Annotated in this window: 10 protein-coding genes; 3 read left to right on the top strand and 7 right to left on the bottom strand. The window is 36.1% G+C overall.

Going from position 1 to position 14,391, the window contains the following annotated elements:
- Positions 1-25: 25 nt before the first annotated feature.
- A complete protein-coding gene (locus DFQ03_RS13955; protein ID WP_133673788.1) occupies positions 26-862 on the bottom strand; it encodes a helix-turn-helix domain-containing protein in 837 nt (278 codons plus the stop codon).
- A gap of 472 nt (positions 863-1,334) precedes the next feature.
- Here DFQ03_RS13955 and DFQ03_RS13960 point away from each other — a divergent pair, with 472 nt between their 5' ends.
- From DFQ03_RS13960 to DFQ03_RS13970, 3 genes are all read left to right on the top strand, one after another.
- A complete protein-coding gene (locus tag DFQ03_RS13960; RefSeq protein ID WP_133673789.1) occupies positions 1,335-2,837 on the top strand; it encodes an ankyrin repeat domain-containing protein in 1,503 nt (500 codons plus the stop codon).
- Between the two features lie 52 nt (positions 2,838-2,889).
- On the top strand, positions 2,890-3,375 hold the full coding sequence (locus DFQ03_RS13965) for a DUF2271 domain-containing protein (RefSeq protein WP_133673790.1): 486 nt from the start codon (positions 2,890-2,892) through the stop codon (positions 3,373-3,375).
- 348 nt (positions 3,376-3,723) lie between these two features.
- On the top strand, positions 3,724-5,919 hold the full coding sequence (locus DFQ03_RS13970) for a PepSY domain-containing protein (RefSeq protein WP_133673791.1): 2,196 nt from the start codon (positions 3,724-3,726) through the stop codon (positions 5,917-5,919).
- A 108-nt stretch (positions 5,920-6,027) separates the two neighbouring features.
- Here the strand turns inward: DFQ03_RS13970 and DFQ03_RS13975 are convergent, their stop codons facing one another.
- The 6 genes from DFQ03_RS13975 to DFQ03_RS14000 form a co-directional block, all read right to left on the bottom strand.
- Positions 6,028-7,995 (bottom strand): heavy metal translocating P-type ATPase, encoded by a 1,968-nt coding sequence (locus DFQ03_RS13975; RefSeq protein WP_133673888.1) that lies wholly within the window; start codon positions 7,993-7,995, stop codon positions 6,028-6,030.
- Between the two features lie 44 nt (positions 7,996-8,039).
- Positions 8,040-8,456, bottom strand: coding sequence for a Fur family transcriptional regulator (locus DFQ03_RS13980; protein ID WP_133673792.1), 417 nt, complete (start codon positions 8,454-8,456; stop codon positions 8,040-8,042).
- Between the two features lie 393 nt (positions 8,457-8,849).
- The gene (locus DFQ03_RS13985) at positions 8,850-9,821 is read right to left on the bottom strand and encodes a succinylglutamate desuccinylase/aspartoacylase family protein (RefSeq protein ID WP_133673793.1); all 972 of its coding nucleotides are present in this window, start codon (positions 9,819-9,821) and stop codon (positions 8,850-8,852) included.
- Between the two features lie 106 nt (positions 9,822-9,927).
- Entirely contained in the window at positions 9,928-11,865 is a 1,938-nt protein-coding gene (locus DFQ03_RS13990; protein WP_208295926.1) for a sialate O-acetylesterase, read from the bottom strand.
- A gap of 35 nt (positions 11,866-11,900) precedes the next feature.
- Positions 11,901-12,920, bottom strand: a complete 1,020-nt coding sequence (locus tag DFQ03_RS13995) for a glycoside hydrolase family 43 protein (RefSeq protein WP_133673795.1) — start codon at positions 12,918-12,920, stop codon at positions 11,901-11,903.
- A gap of 2 nt (positions 12,921-12,922) precedes the next feature.
- Complete coding sequence (locus tag DFQ03_RS14000) at positions 12,923-14,374, bottom strand: MFS transporter (protein ID WP_133673796.1); 1,452 nt, start codon at positions 14,372-14,374, stop codon at positions 12,923-12,925.
- Between the last annotated feature and the right edge of the window lie 17 nt (positions 14,375-14,391).

Below are 14,391 nucleotides of genomic sequence, written 5' to 3' on the forward strand. Positions count from 1 at the left end.
ATAATTAGTCCATTATCTAGTATAATTAGCTTTGCTTCTTTCTGAAGGAGGAAGGTGTAATTCCCACCTTTTTTTTGAAAAAACGGGTGAAATATTGAGGATCTTGAATACCAATATGAAATGAAATTTCGCTAATAGAATAATCTGATACTTTCAGAAGTTCTTTAGCTTTTTCAATTCTTCTATGATTGATATAATTGGTAGGACTATCTTGAAATATAGTCTTGAATTGTCTTTTAAAAGAAGATAGACTCAGGTTACATAATTTTGCCAATTCTTCAAGAGATAGATTTTCATATAAATGAAGCTTTATAACTTTTTTTATACTCACAACATTTGGTGAATATAAGTCAGAAATAATCTCCAATATAGATTCGGAGTTTTTTGTTTGAACTAATAATAAAATAAGTTCTTTAATTTTTAATTCTAATAAGTCCTCATTAACCAATGCTGGATTCTGAAAGTAAAAATTGAGAGAGTCTACAAATTTGGAAATGGTATTATCTGGATCAATTTTTTTAATTTGATTTTTTCTGTTTTTTTGGGTTAGTGATTTAGGTAATTCTTGCAGATATATTTTCTTTAGAATTTCTGGGTATAAATGAAAAGCTATGACTTCAATAGTCTGCTTTGATTTTTCAAGCCATTCTACAAAATAGGTTCCGCAATTTAATAAGACTGCTTGATTTTCGTTCAGGTTAAGATTGTTTTCGGAAGATAAAAACTTACTGTCTGATCCTTTTACATAAATAAAACATCCTTCATTCTGGAATATAGCTTCATATTTATATGGAGGATTGATAGTAACTCTTTCAATCAAGGTTTTGTTTTGATATTCAAATTTCTCTCTTTTTAATATCATATTATTCTTGATTTCTAATGTGCCCTAACAATTTTATATATAACATATGTTATAGATCTTTTATAAATTTCCGAATGTGTCAATTTAATTTCATATAAATACTTTACCAGTCGTTGAACCATAGTAATAAAGATATTGATCAAACTTAAAATTTGTCTATAAAAATTAGAATTAGCGTAGACTATTGAAAAAAGCAATGTATTTATTTTGGCTATACTCATGGTTCAATTTTAACAAGGGTAGTTGTACCAAGTTTAATTTCGGTATTTAGTAAATAAATTAATTCTTGAATTAAAAAAAACAACTCAATTCTTATTTAGAATAAATAAAAATAATTATTTTTGTTAACTAAATTAATTAATGATATGACTAGTTAACTAGTCATTTTTAATTGTACTGCTAATATTTAGGAGTGTTATTTCAAAGAAGATTAAAAATAAAAAAACCACATCATTTGTTAAAAAATAAGAACATGAAAACCGTAAAACAAATAGCCCTAACTGCACTGTTGTTTATTAGCTTCACTGGTATAGCACAGCAGAAGAATGAATTGTTGGATCGTAAATTTTGGAAAAGTAACCCCGATGTTGCTGCCGTAAAGCAAAAAATTGCCGAAGGTAACGATCCATCTGCATTAGACAACAACTCTTTTGATGCCACGACATTGGCAATTACCACTAAACAAGATACCGAAGTAATTAAGTATTTATTATCTCTTGAAGGTAACGGGGTAGATAAAAAAACTCACGACAGCCGTATTTATTTACATTGGGCCAGTTACTCTGGCGATGCCGAATTAGTTCAATATTTATTGGACAACGGTGCTTCGGTTACGGCTTTAGATAGTCACCGTTTTACACCACTTGCTTTTGGTGCAAATGCGGGACTAACAAACCCTACGGTTTATAACGCCTTTGAAAAAAAAGGCGTGAATTTGGCTGACGAGAAAAATGACCATGGGGCTAATGTATTACTACTTGCTTCAGCATCGTTAAAAAGCGAAAAAGAATTAGATTTCTTTTTAAGTAAGGGTCTTGCCCTTGATAGTAAGGATAATGACGGTAACGGAATTTTCAATTACACTTCTAAAAAAGGAAATATCGATTTTTTGAAATTGCTTGTTGAAAGGGGAGTTGATTATAAATCTTTGAACAACAATGGTGGTAATGCCTTTATGTTTGCTTCTCAAGGCGGACGCGGATTCAGCAATGGTCTACCGGTTTATACCTATTTAAAAGGTTTAGGGTTAGAACCTAATATTATAGAAAAAAATGGAAGCACCCCTTTACACCGTTTAGCTTATGGTACTAAAGATGCTGCCATTATTGAGCTTTTCTTAAATGCTGGTGCAGATGTAAACCAGGCAGATGAAAAGGGGAACACTCCGTTCTTGAACGCTGCTGCGAGAAACGAGCTTGCTATGGTTCAATTATTGGCAAAAGATGTAGCCGATGTTAATGTTGCTAACAATAGTGGTGAAACTGCGCTTATGCTTGCAACTCATGACAATTCAGCAGATGTAGTAGCATTTTTAATAGAGAAAGGTGCAGATATCAATGCGAAAGATGCTACCGGAAATACTGCGGCTTTTTTCTTGGCAGATTCATTTAGCAAAAGAAATGCAGCTGCTTTTGATGCTAAATTGGCTTTGTTGAAGTCTAAAGGATTAAAATTTAATACTGTTCAAGGCGAAGGGAACACCTTGTACCACGTTGCAGCTAAGAAAAATGACCTTGAGTTATTGAAAAAGGTATCTGATTTCAATATCGATATCAATGCTAAAAACGATGAAGGGATAACGGCATTGCATTTGGCGGCTATGAAAGCAGAGAATGATAAGTTACTTAAATTCTTGTTAGCTAAAGGTGCAGACGCAAAGAGTACAACTGATTTTGAAGAAACGGTGTACGATTTGGCAAGTGAGAATGAAGTGTTGCAGAAAGAGAACACATCGCTAGATTTCTTAAAGCAATAACTTAATTAACCGATAATTATACATATTTATTAGATTACAAACTTATATATAGATGAAAAGATTTTTAAAATACATTCCGGCAGTGCTATTGGTCTGGGCTTTGTTAACAGCATTTACTCCGGTAGATAAAACTCCTGTAAAGTGTCTTATTCAATTAACAAATTATTCTGGCGAAGGTGCTTACTTGATCGTATCTATTGTTGATGCCGATAATGAGTATGTAGAGACCATATACGTTCAAGGTAAAGACAGCGAGTGGTACAGTGAAATTACCGAATGGTGGAAATTTTATGGAAAAAATCGTCCAAATATAGATGCTATTTCTGGTGAGACCATTAGTGGTGGAGAACGCGCATTGAATGTTTTGCAAATTCCTACGGATAAGATAGATAAAGGATATAGCCTTCGTTTTGAAACTTCTGTTGAAGATCAAGGGTATTATGCAGATGATATTCAATTTCCGTTGACCACAGCGAACTTAACAACAAAGGTAGAGGGTAAAGGATTCATTCGTTACGTACGTATGCTACCTCAGTAATAGCTTTAAATTGAAAACGTCATTGCGAGGAGCTTTTTCGCGACGAAGCAATCTGTTGAAAAGTGGCAATATTTAAGTTTAAGGTTACCATTTAGCAGAATGACGTCTTTGCGATGAGCTTTTTCACGACAAAGCAATCTGTTGAGTAGAGTCAGTATGTTAACGTGTCACATTAAGCGCAGTCAAAATTCAAGGTTTGCGAGATACTAACTTAAGAGTTCTCTACTGCGCTCAATGTGACGTAGGTGTGTTTATTTTTACAATCACAATCAATCTTCCAGAATGTCTTAGTACAGGTGTTCTGGAAGTTTTTAAATAATATAAGGTTACATAATTACATTACTTCGTATGACAATTTCTATTTGGCGCTATAGTCATCTTACCCTCGCTCTGGTTTCTTCGTTATTCTTAATAGTGGCTTCGGTTACTGGAATAATTTTAGCGGTTGAACCCATTTCTCACCAAACAAAAGGCTATGCAGTAGAAAATTTAGAAGAGGTTTCATTGGCTACTACAATTGATGCTTTAAAGAATACTTATGACGAAGTGTTGGGCCTAGAAGTAGAATCGTCAGGGTTCGTAAAGGCTTCGGTACTGACGATGGATATGGAAACCTTAGATGTATATGTGAATCCCATAACTGGTAAACAGTTGGGTGAAGTGGAAGAGCGCCCGTCAATTTATACCTTTGCGACTAATGTACATAGGTCTTTGTTTTTAAAAAGTATAGGTCGATTCTTTGTTGGTCTTATTTCACTACTCTTGGCTATTATTGCTATTACAGGTTTGGTTTTGTTAGCTAGGCGCCAAGGAGGATTCTTGAAATTATTCTCAAAAGTTCAGAAAGATTATTTTGAATTACGATACCATGTGGTGTTGAGTCGTTGGTTCTTTATTCCTATTATAATTCTTGCCGTAACAGGGGTTTATTTGTCTGCCGAAAAGTTTAATCTTTTGCCAGATGCAATTGTTGAAAAACAAGAAGTTGTAGTCAATGAAAATGCCAAGGCGTATGACGACATAAAAGAAGTGCCCTTTTTTAAGGAAACTACATTAGCAGCTGTTCGACAAGTTGAATTTCCTTTTTCAGATGATCCAGAAGAATACTACTTAATTGCTTTGCAGGATAGGGAAGTAGCCGTGAATCAGCTAACTGGAGCCATAGTGCATAGTGGAGATTACCCTTTTGTGACATTGGCATCGCGTTTGAGCTTGGTATTGCACACGGGCGAAGGCAATGTTATTTGGTCCATCATATTATTGCTTGCCAGTGCATCTATTTTGTTTTTTATGTATTCTGGCTTCGTAATGACCTTGAAGCGTAGAAAAAAAGGAGAACGAATTACCCAATTATTAGACAAAGATGAATGTGAGTATATAATCTTAGTAGGGTCGGAGAGTGGTACTGCATTCGATTTTGCACAACGATTTTATAATGGATTAACACAGGTTGGTAAGAAGGTCTATTTAACTGAGCTTAATACATATACCGCCTACGAGAAAGCAAAAAATATACTAGTATTTACATCAACCTACGGAGAAGGAGAGCCGCCAACGAATGCTCGAAAATTTCCAGCACTATTTTCGACCATACAACAGCCGAATAAAATTGACTTTTCGGTTATTGGTTTAGGGTCGTTAGATTATCCAGATTACTGTAAGTTCGCTATTGAACTAGATAATCAGATAGCATCGGCAAAGAATTTTCAACAGCAGTTGCCACTTTTTAAAATTAATAACTCCGATTTTGATTCTTTTGAACTGTGGATGATTCAATTTTCTGCTAAAGTCGGATTTACAATTCCCCTAGAAAGACCACTCGTTAAGAAAAAGAAATATAAGAAAGTAGATTTCGAAGTTGTTGAACGAACAGAATTGAATTGTGATGATACTTTTCTGTTGAGATTGAAACCTAAATCTAAGATTGTTTTTACATCGGGAGATCTGTTAGCTATTTTTCCGAATGCAGATGATACGGTTCGTCAATATTCCGTAGCTCGAATTGAAGATGAAATTTTATTGAGTATTAAAAAACATAAACTAGGAAGAGGTTCTAATTTTCTCTTCGGGTTAAAAGTTGGTGAAACTATAAAAGCAGCCATAGACCGAAACGAACATTTCCATTTTCCGGAAAAATCAAAGAATTCAATTTTCATCTCAAATGGCACCGGCATAGCTCCGTTCTTAGGGATGATCTCAGAGCATACAACTCAGAATATATCGATGTTCTGGGGAGGGCGATCAGAGGCTTCTATGTCGATTTATAATTCTGTTTTACAAAAATCAGGAGCATTCAATGAAAATATTAATGTATTCGCCACCTTCTCTCGAGAAGGAAAAAAGCAATATGTTCAAGATGTCATTTTAGAGCAAAAAGATTTGGTTTTGGAAACCATCACCCAAGGTGGTACAATTATGATCTGTGGTTCATTAGCCATGCAACATAATGTTCTCGACATAATAGAAATAATATTAAAAGGAAACCAAACCATCACTTTCGAAGCCTTTGAAAAAAGTAATCAGCTAAAAACGGATTGTTATTAAACGAAATTGCGAGGAGCTTTTTCGCAACGAAGCAATCTGCCGAATTTCTACACCAAGTGAGTTTTAGTTTATCAAAAACAGATTACTTCACTACGTACGTAATGACGGTTAACTCCACTGCATTTTCTGCAATCGTACCGCATTCAAAATCGCCAATAGCGCAACACCCACATCGGCAAAAACTGCTTCCCACATGGTTGCTAGTCCGCCGGCGCCCAATGCTAGAACAATAAGTTTTACTCCGAATGCCAAGGCAATATTCTGCCAAACAATTTTTCGTGTCGAATTTCCGATTTTAATAGCCGTGGCAATTTTAGAAGGTTGGTCGTTCTGTATAATGACGTCGGCAGTTTCAATGGCAACATCACTGCCTAATCCGCCCATGGCAATACCGACATCACTAATGGCAAGTACGGGAGCATCATTGATTCCGTCACCCACAAAAGCAATTTTGGTATTCGGTAGTTTCTTGAGTTTTTCAATCTCTTCCAGCTTTTCTTCTGGTAGTAATCCGCCTTTTGCCCAATCGATTCCCAATTGCTGTGCTACTTGTTGGGTGATGGAATTTTTATCGCCAGAGAGCATAATAATTTTATCAATTCCCGATTTACGAATATTTGCAATGGCTTCTAGGGCATCGTCTTTTAATTCATCGGCAATGGTAACATAACCAGCGAATTTTCCATCGATAGCCATCATTACAATAGATTCTACAATGCTGTCGGTCTCTGATGGAACATTGATTTGATTCGCAGTCATCAGCGCTTTATTGCCGACCAAAATCGATTTTTGATTAACTGTTCCTTGTAGTCCCTTACCGGCAATTTCGATGACATCTGTTGCTTTAAACTTTTTTCCTTCAGTCTTATATTCTAAAATTGCCTTAGCGATAGGATGTGTAGATTGTGATTCTATAGCGATCAAGTACTTCATGAAATCTGCCTCGGTAAAGATCTGATCTTTAACAAGATCCTTAATTTTAAAAACACCCTTGGTAACGGTGCCTGTTTTGTCCAGAACCACTGTATTTACTTTGGTCATGGTGTCTAAAAAAGATGCGCCTTTAAAAAGAATTCCGTTACGTGATGCAGCTCCTAATCCGCCAAAATATCCTAACGGAATTGAAATAACTAAAGCACACGGACAAGAAATTACAAGGAATATTAAAGCACGATATAGCCAATCTTGAAAGACATAATTCTCCGTAAAAAAGTAGGGTAGAATAGTCAATGCAATAGCCAGATAAGTAACAATTGGAGTATATACCTTCGCGAATTTTCTAATAAAGAGTTCAGTCTTCGATTTTCTAGCTGTGGCATTCTGCACCATATCTAGAATACGGGCAATAGAACTGTCCTTAAAAATTTTTGTGGTTTTAATTTCAATTACTCCGTCTAAATTGATACTGCCTGAGTATATAGGTTCTCCTTTTTTAAGGGTATTTGGCTTGCTTTCTCCTGTTAAGGCAGCTGTATTGAATGACCCTTTTTCTGAGAGTAATATTCCGTCTAGCGGCACTTTTTCGCCTACTCTTACTTGTATGATTTCTCCAATTTTGACCTCTTCTGGTGAGACTGAAATAAAGTTATGATCTCGGAAAACCAAGGCTTGATCCGGTCGTAGATCAAGTAAAGCTTTAATATTGCTTTTAGCACGCTGAACCGCAGCACTTTGAAAAATTTCACCCACTGCGTAGAAGACCATTACCGCCACACCTTCTGGATATTCGCCAATACCGAATGCCCCGATCGTGGCAATGCCCATTAAAAAGAATTCTGTAAAGAAATTTCCTTTTTTGATGCTTTCCCAACCTTCTTTTAAAACTGGCAAGCCAACGGGAATATATGTCGCGATATACCAAGCTAAACGTATGTAGTTTTTGAAGAATGGTACTGCATTAAAATAATCTAAGGTAATACCAATGACCAGCATGATAAAACTGATAATTGCCGTTACGTATAATTTAATACTGGTTGAAGGTGCAGCTGTTTCGTGTGTATGTTCTTCGTCGCTACAATGAGCGCAAGTACTTTGGGGTGTTGTAAAGGCTTTTAAATCTATTTTCTTCTTCTTCATAATACCTGCAAGGTCTGAAAAGAGATCGTGCAACAGAAGTGCATTTAATGCTGGCTACACGAATCGCATATACCTTTAATGACCAAATTGGCATCTTCGGCAATATAACCTGCCGGTAGATTTATATGCGGAATTTTATGTTCGGTCAAACATACTGTTTTGTCGCAATGGCTACAATGAAAATGTAGATGTAGGTCTTGGTCTATTTCACAATTACAACCTGGCTGACATAATGCATATTTGGAAACATTTGTACCATCATCTATTTGATGAACAATACCTTTTTCTTCAAAGGTTTTTAATGTTCTGTACAACGTTGTTCGCTCAGCTTTCTCGAAAGCGTTCTCGATATCGGTAAGTGCGACCGCATTTTGCTTGCCTGCCATAAATTTGTAAATAAGTATGCGCATAGCAGTGGGGCGTACACTTTTTTTATCTAATTTTTTTTCTATTTCGGTCATGCAAAACGGAGTTTAAAAATTCTCTTAACACTAATGTAATCAATGTTTTAGAAGATTTCAACTTGAGAGGATCTTTAACTTTTAAATTATGCAGTTTGACCTAGTAAAAAGTACTTAGTTTTTGTTATAAAGTGCTGAAAGTTTGACAAATAACGTGTTGAAGATTGATTTTTTGAAAATAACGATCGTCGATTATAAAATATGCAATCTATAATCTTTCTTTAGCTAAGAAATGATGATGTTTTATGTGTAGTTACTTGAATTTTAGTAATAATCAACTTGTTTTTTGTTGAAAGGTTAATGATCCTTCAGTCAGTAAGATAGCTAGTTTTAATTGCAGGTGATCTTTAACTTTTTAGCCTGTAATTCTTAAAATTTAAATGTCTTGGAAACCTATTCTACTTCGTATGCAATATGGAAGATTGCGTCGCCTTGATTCACGATCGGTGATTCGTTGATGCAAATTATATATCCGGTTTCTTTTGCTTTTATTTTCTTTTCAAAATACCCGAACGGACCAGAAATACTTCCTATTTCTTCTCCTTTTTTTACTGCTTGTCCAATTTTGATTGTAGGGTGAAACATACCTGAATGTTTTGCTCGAACCCATTTAGAGGCATGAACCAATTTCGGAACTGTTTCTTTTAAGGCATAGTGAGAAAGTTCTTCTTCAAAATTTCGCATGCCTAGATGATGCATCATCCGCAGTGCACCAACAATACCTGTATCGGTTATTTCGCTATCAATATGAAGCGATTTTCCGCCTTCGTATAACAATACTTTTTTGTCAAGTTGATGTAACGTCTCACGAAACGATTTTTCTCTTCCGGCAGATTTAACAATGAATTCTGCACCAAAAACTTTGGCTAACGCCAACCCGTCTACATCATCACTGTCAATTCTAATCTGCGGAGCATTAAAACGGCTGTCACCACCTGTGTGATAATCTATACAGTAATCTATAACCGGAGCAATGTCTTTCACCAAATGATGTGCAAAACGGCTCGCTAAGGATCCTCTTAAGCTTCCGGGAAAAACTCTGTTCAAATCTCGACCGTCAGGAAATTGACGGGTCTGGTTCAAGAACCCGAATATGTTTACTACTGGAATACAAATAACCATACCACATTCTGGACGGTTGAATTTTTTGGAAACAATTTGTCTGACAATTTCTACACCGTTAATTTCATTACCGTGAATACCACCAGTAATCAATAGGGTAGGACCGTCTTTTTTACCACGCTGTACTATTACCGGAACTTCAATTTTGGTTCTGGTATGTAGTTTCGCGATATCTAAATTCAATTGGGCACCTTTGCCTTTCTGAATGGTTTCACCTAAAACTGTATATTTTTTATTAAACATCTCGTATTACCTATATTAAGATTTCTACTATAACCTAAAAGGTTGCAGTTTGGTATATTTCAATCGGTAAAATTAGTGTTTAAAATTGCATTTAATTGGTGATTCTTTATTCTGTAGTAAATGGACTTGCAGGTAAGCCTTCTTTATTATATAAGTTTGGATTGTCTGGGTTATCTGCCCAAGCATAGCGTGCGTATTTCGGATTTGGGATATTTTCGTTCCATATCACCACTTTGTTGTCCTCGATTTTTGCATCTGCCCAAACCCATTTTTTATCTGAGCCAGCAATAGCGAAATGGTGAGGAGCCAAATTATCTTTAGTAATTAGTGCTGACCCAATATGAGAAAACGATATAATTATCTTGTTTCCTTTGATTGTATGGCTTTTATACAAAGGTCCGGAATAGACTACATCTTCATTATAAGCTAGTCTAAATGCCGCTAATGCCATACGTTCACCAACATCTTTTTTGTTGTCAGGGTGAATATCGTTCCATTCACCAAGGTCTATATTTATTGTCATTGCCGTATTTGGTTGATGTAAACCATGCATTTGTGCGGCTCTAAATTCTGCCCATTTGCTTTCTTCAGGTGTATAGTTAACATCCATAAAGTTTGGTAACTGTGCGTATATAAACGGAATATTTGGTTGTTGAAATTGCTTACGCCAATCTTTTATCAATGTTTCTTGAAATGCACCATACTTTTCTGGTTCACCAGTATTAGATTCACCTTGATACCAGAGCAACCCTTTAAAAGTGAGTTGGGTGTAAGGGGCTATCATCGCATTATACAATGCTGCTGGTTGGTTCTGAGTATTAATAGGGCTATCGAAAGATGGTATAGGTTTTGGTTCAAATACTTCACCGACCTTGTAGTGCCAAGTTCCTTTTAAATCAACCGTATCATTTCCTGCAAAAAGGTAATAGGGTTTATCTGGTACAAATCCGCCTTTGTTATTGTAATTGGTGACTTTAATCACAAAGGTGTTTTTTCCTGGTTTCAATACATCTGAAGCAATGGGATACCTACGCTGTGGATATTGGTAGGTCGTCTCAGCTATTTTTTTGCCGTTGATATATAAGGTGTTGGCATCTATGATTCGTCCTAAAAATACTTTTGCTTGTTTACCGACCATTGTTGCCGGAATATCAATTTCTTTTCTGTACCAGACCGTTCCATCTAGGTTTCGAATTCCCTGGTCTTCCCAGTAACCAGGAATGTTTATGCTTCGCCAATTTTTTGGTATAAAATCGGACTCATACCATTTTACAGGTGCGGCTATGCCTTTGTCTATAGTAGTTTTAGGGTGTTGAGTTTCAAATTCTTTATTCTTTCGAATTAAGTCATTTAAAAACGTGGTGTCCTTATTTCTATCGATAGTCTTTAAAACATCAGGGAACTCTTTGAATCCTTCTTCGCTAATCCAAGATTCAATAGGTGTTCCCCCAACGCTGGCATTTATGAGTCCGATAGGTACTTTATTTTTCTCATAAATTTTCTTGGCAAAAAAATAGGCAACAGCAGAAAATGAACGGACTTCTTCTGAAACCGCTTTATTCCAAGCACCGCCTTCAAAATCTTTTGCCGGGGCATTTAAATTTGTTTGAGTAGGTATTTTAAAATGCCGTATTTCATAATAGTTTGCATTCTTTATCTCATCGGCATAGGTAACATCGTGAATATCTAATTGATGCACCATATTAGATTGCCCTGCACAAAGCCATATATCGCCAATTAATATATTATCTAGAGTAATTTCATTGGATGCCTTTATGACCATTTTATAAGGTCCACCTGCTTTCATTTTAGGGAAATCTACTTGCCAATCGCCTTTAGAAGATGCTACCGTAGAACGTGTTTTTCCATTAAATTTCACAGATATCTCTTCACCTTGGTTAGCCCAGCCCCATATTCTAATCGTATTATTGCGCTGTAATACCATGCTATCGCGAATAATCTGAGGTAGCTTTACCTGTGCCTGACATACTTCTATGGCTGAAACCAGTAGTAGTACTAACAATATTGTTTTAGAGATTTTCACAGCTATCTGTTTAGACATCAAATTACTAGAGATGGTTATTCTTTGTACGGAGAAAGTGTTTTTATGTGACCATCTGCCAAGTGTTCTATTTCTGCCATTTTTACAGAGCGTAGGTGTGTTACACCTTTAGATAAGCTACTGTCGTGATAGAACAAATAGAATTTACCTTCTACCTGACAGATAGAATGGTGGGATGTCCAACCCACTACAGGTTCTAATATTCTACCACCATAGGTAAATGGTCCGTAGGGGTTATCTCCAATGGCGTAGCATATAAAATGGGTGTCTCCCGTTGAATACGAGAAGTAGTATTTTCCGTTGTATTTATGCATCCAAGAAGCTTCAAAGAATCTGCGGTCATTATCGCCTTCTAGCAATAATTCTCCGTTTTTATCTAAAATTTGAATTTCTTTTGGAATCTCTGAAAACTCTAAAAGGTCATCGGTCATTTTTGCTACTATGGGTAGTAGTGCGACTTCTTCTGGTTTTGGAAGCTCATTGTTGGCACCATATTCATTTTTACGGTATTTCTGTAGCTGACCGCCCCAAATACCACCAAAATACATGTAAAAGCTTCCGTCTTCATCTTCAAAAACAGCTGGATCAATAGAGTAACTTCCTTTTATAGCCTCTGGTTCTGGTATAAAAGGACCGGTAGGACTATCAGAAACAGCAACGCCTATTTGAAAAATACCATCGGCCTTTTTCGCTGGAAAATACAAATAGTACTTGCCGTTTTTATGGGCCGCATCTGGTGCCCACATCTGCTTCTCTGCCCATTCAACATCTTTGACGTGAAGTGCAACCCCGTGGTCAGTGGTTGTTGAATCTACATCATCCATTGAAAGTACATGATAATCTTCCATGGCAAAGTGACTACCTAAATCATCGAACGGAATATCGGACTCTATATCGTGCGACGGGTAGATGTAGATTTTTCCATTAAAATAATGGGCAGATGGATCTGCGGTGTATATATGATTTACTAAAGGCTTTGAAATAGCCTTTTCGTTTAACTCATCAAAATCTATATGTTCAATACTATCTTCTGGCATGCTTATACTTTTCTTCTTGTTATTAAATCTTGTTCTATCTGGTTCTCCATTTTTTTATTTATTTCATAAAAAAACAATAATCCTATGGCTGCAAAGAAGGCTAATGCTGGGTATACGCTTACCAACATTTTGGTGCCCTCAACAGCGTTATCTGGTTGAATAATAGCTTCTGTAGTTGCGAATTTTTTTGGTATGTAATCATATAATCCTAAAATCCAAGTAACCAATGAACTACCAATGGTGAGTCCTAATTTTAAGCCTATCATCATGGCAGAAAATATAATGGCCGTTGCTCGTCTATTATTTTTCCACTCAGAAAAATCGGCAACATCGGCAATCATAGCCCATAATAAGGGTATGGTAATACCATAGAAAAACCCGTGTAATATTTGAGATAGAAACATCAGTTCTACAGATGTTGGTGCAAAAAAGTAAAACACAGCGATGAACAATGTCGATACAAATAATGCTGAGCCAAATACATCACGTTTTCCATATTTATCTGCGAGTCCTTTAGATAAAGATATGCCTACGATCATAAAAATGATTCCGCCAGCATTAAAAAGTCCGAAACCAGCAGAGATAGGGTTGTCTCCAAAGAAATCTACACCTATGCTTTTCAATCCGTTTAAAATTGGACCTATAAAATCAGCTAAACTATTGGCATCTACATAATTTTCAAAATAGTATACATACGAACCACCCTTCATAGCCAACGTAATAAAAACCAAAGTGGTCAAAAGCAACATGATTATCCATGGTCTGTTTTTAACCAAATCGCCCAAATCTTCTTTGAAGCTAGATTTTTGTTCAATGGTAGGTATGACCCTCTCTTTGGTAGTAAAAAAGGTAATTAGTAACATTATCGTACCTATAATGGCTAAATAGGTCATGACAACTTCAATACCCATTGCCTTGTCTCCGTCACCTGCATATTCTATAATAGGCAACATGAAAACCTGAACAAAGAACTGCGCGAACATTACCGCTACAAAACGATATGATGAAATACTGTTTCGCTCTTTCATACTGCCCGTAATTACTCCGCTTAAAGCAGCGTAAGGCAGATTGTTCGCAGCATATAACAGTAATAATAGGGTATAGGTGATAGCGGCATAAACGACTTTACCGGAATAATCAAAATTAGGAGTACTAAAAGCTAGTAATGCTACTATACCCAGCGGAACAGAGGTAAACAAGATCCAAGGTCTGAATTTTCCCCATTTACTACGGGTTCTATCTGCCAATGCACCTATTATTGGGTTGAAGGCGAATGCGGCTATCATACCAACTATGAAAATGATTAAAGAGGCATCGTTGGTTTCTAGACCGTAAATATCGGTGTAGAAGTATGCTAAATAGGTAACTAAAGTTTGAAAAACCAAGTTTGCGGATAGATCTCCTAAAGAATATCCTATTTTCTCTTTTAAAGATATTTTAAAATCGTTGCTCATGTAAGTTAGATTTGGTT

This window comes from Maribacter caenipelagi (assembly GCF_004364175.1).
In the GTDB taxonomy this organism is placed as follows: Bacteria; Bacteroidota; Bacteroidia; order Flavobacteriales; family Flavobacteriaceae; genus Maribacter; species Maribacter caenipelagi.

What these genes read in the sequence shown, in the direction of transcription:
- DFQ03_RS13995 (WP_133673795.1), bottom strand. Translation starts at nt 12,920, where the DNA reads ATGCCAGAAGATAGTATTGAACATATAGATTTTGATGAGTTAAACGAA.
- DFQ03_RS13975 (WP_133673888.1), bottom strand. Translation starts at nt 7,995, where the DNA reads ATGAAGAAGAAGAAAATAGATTTAAAAGCCTTTACAACACCCCAAAGT.
- DFQ03_RS13980 (WP_133673792.1), bottom strand. Translation starts at nt 8,456, where the DNA reads ATGACCGAAATAGAAAAAAAATTAGATAAAAAAAGTGTACGCCCCACT.
- DFQ03_RS13985 (WP_133673793.1), bottom strand. Translation starts at nt 9,821, where the DNA reads ATGTTTAATAAAAAATATACAGTTTTAGGTGAAACCATTCAGAAAGGC.
- DFQ03_RS13970 (WP_133673791.1), top strand. Translation starts at nt 3,724, where the DNA reads ATGACAATTTCTATTTGGCGCTATAGTCATCTTACCCTCGCTCTGGTT.
- DFQ03_RS13960 (WP_133673789.1), top strand. Translation starts at nt 1,335, where the DNA reads ATGAAAACCGTAAAACAAATAGCCCTAACTGCACTGTTGTTTATTAGC.
- DFQ03_RS14000 (WP_133673796.1), bottom strand. Translation starts at nt 14,374, where the DNA reads ATGAGCAACGATTTTAAAATATCTTTAAAAGAGAAAATAGGATATTCT.
- DFQ03_RS13965 (WP_133673790.1), top strand. Translation starts at nt 2,890, where the DNA reads ATGAAAAGATTTTTAAAATACATTCCGGCAGTGCTATTGGTCTGGGCT.
- DFQ03_RS13955 (WP_133673788.1), bottom strand. Translation starts at nt 862, where the DNA reads ATGATATTAAAAAGAGAGAAATTTGAATATCAAAACAAAACCTTGATT.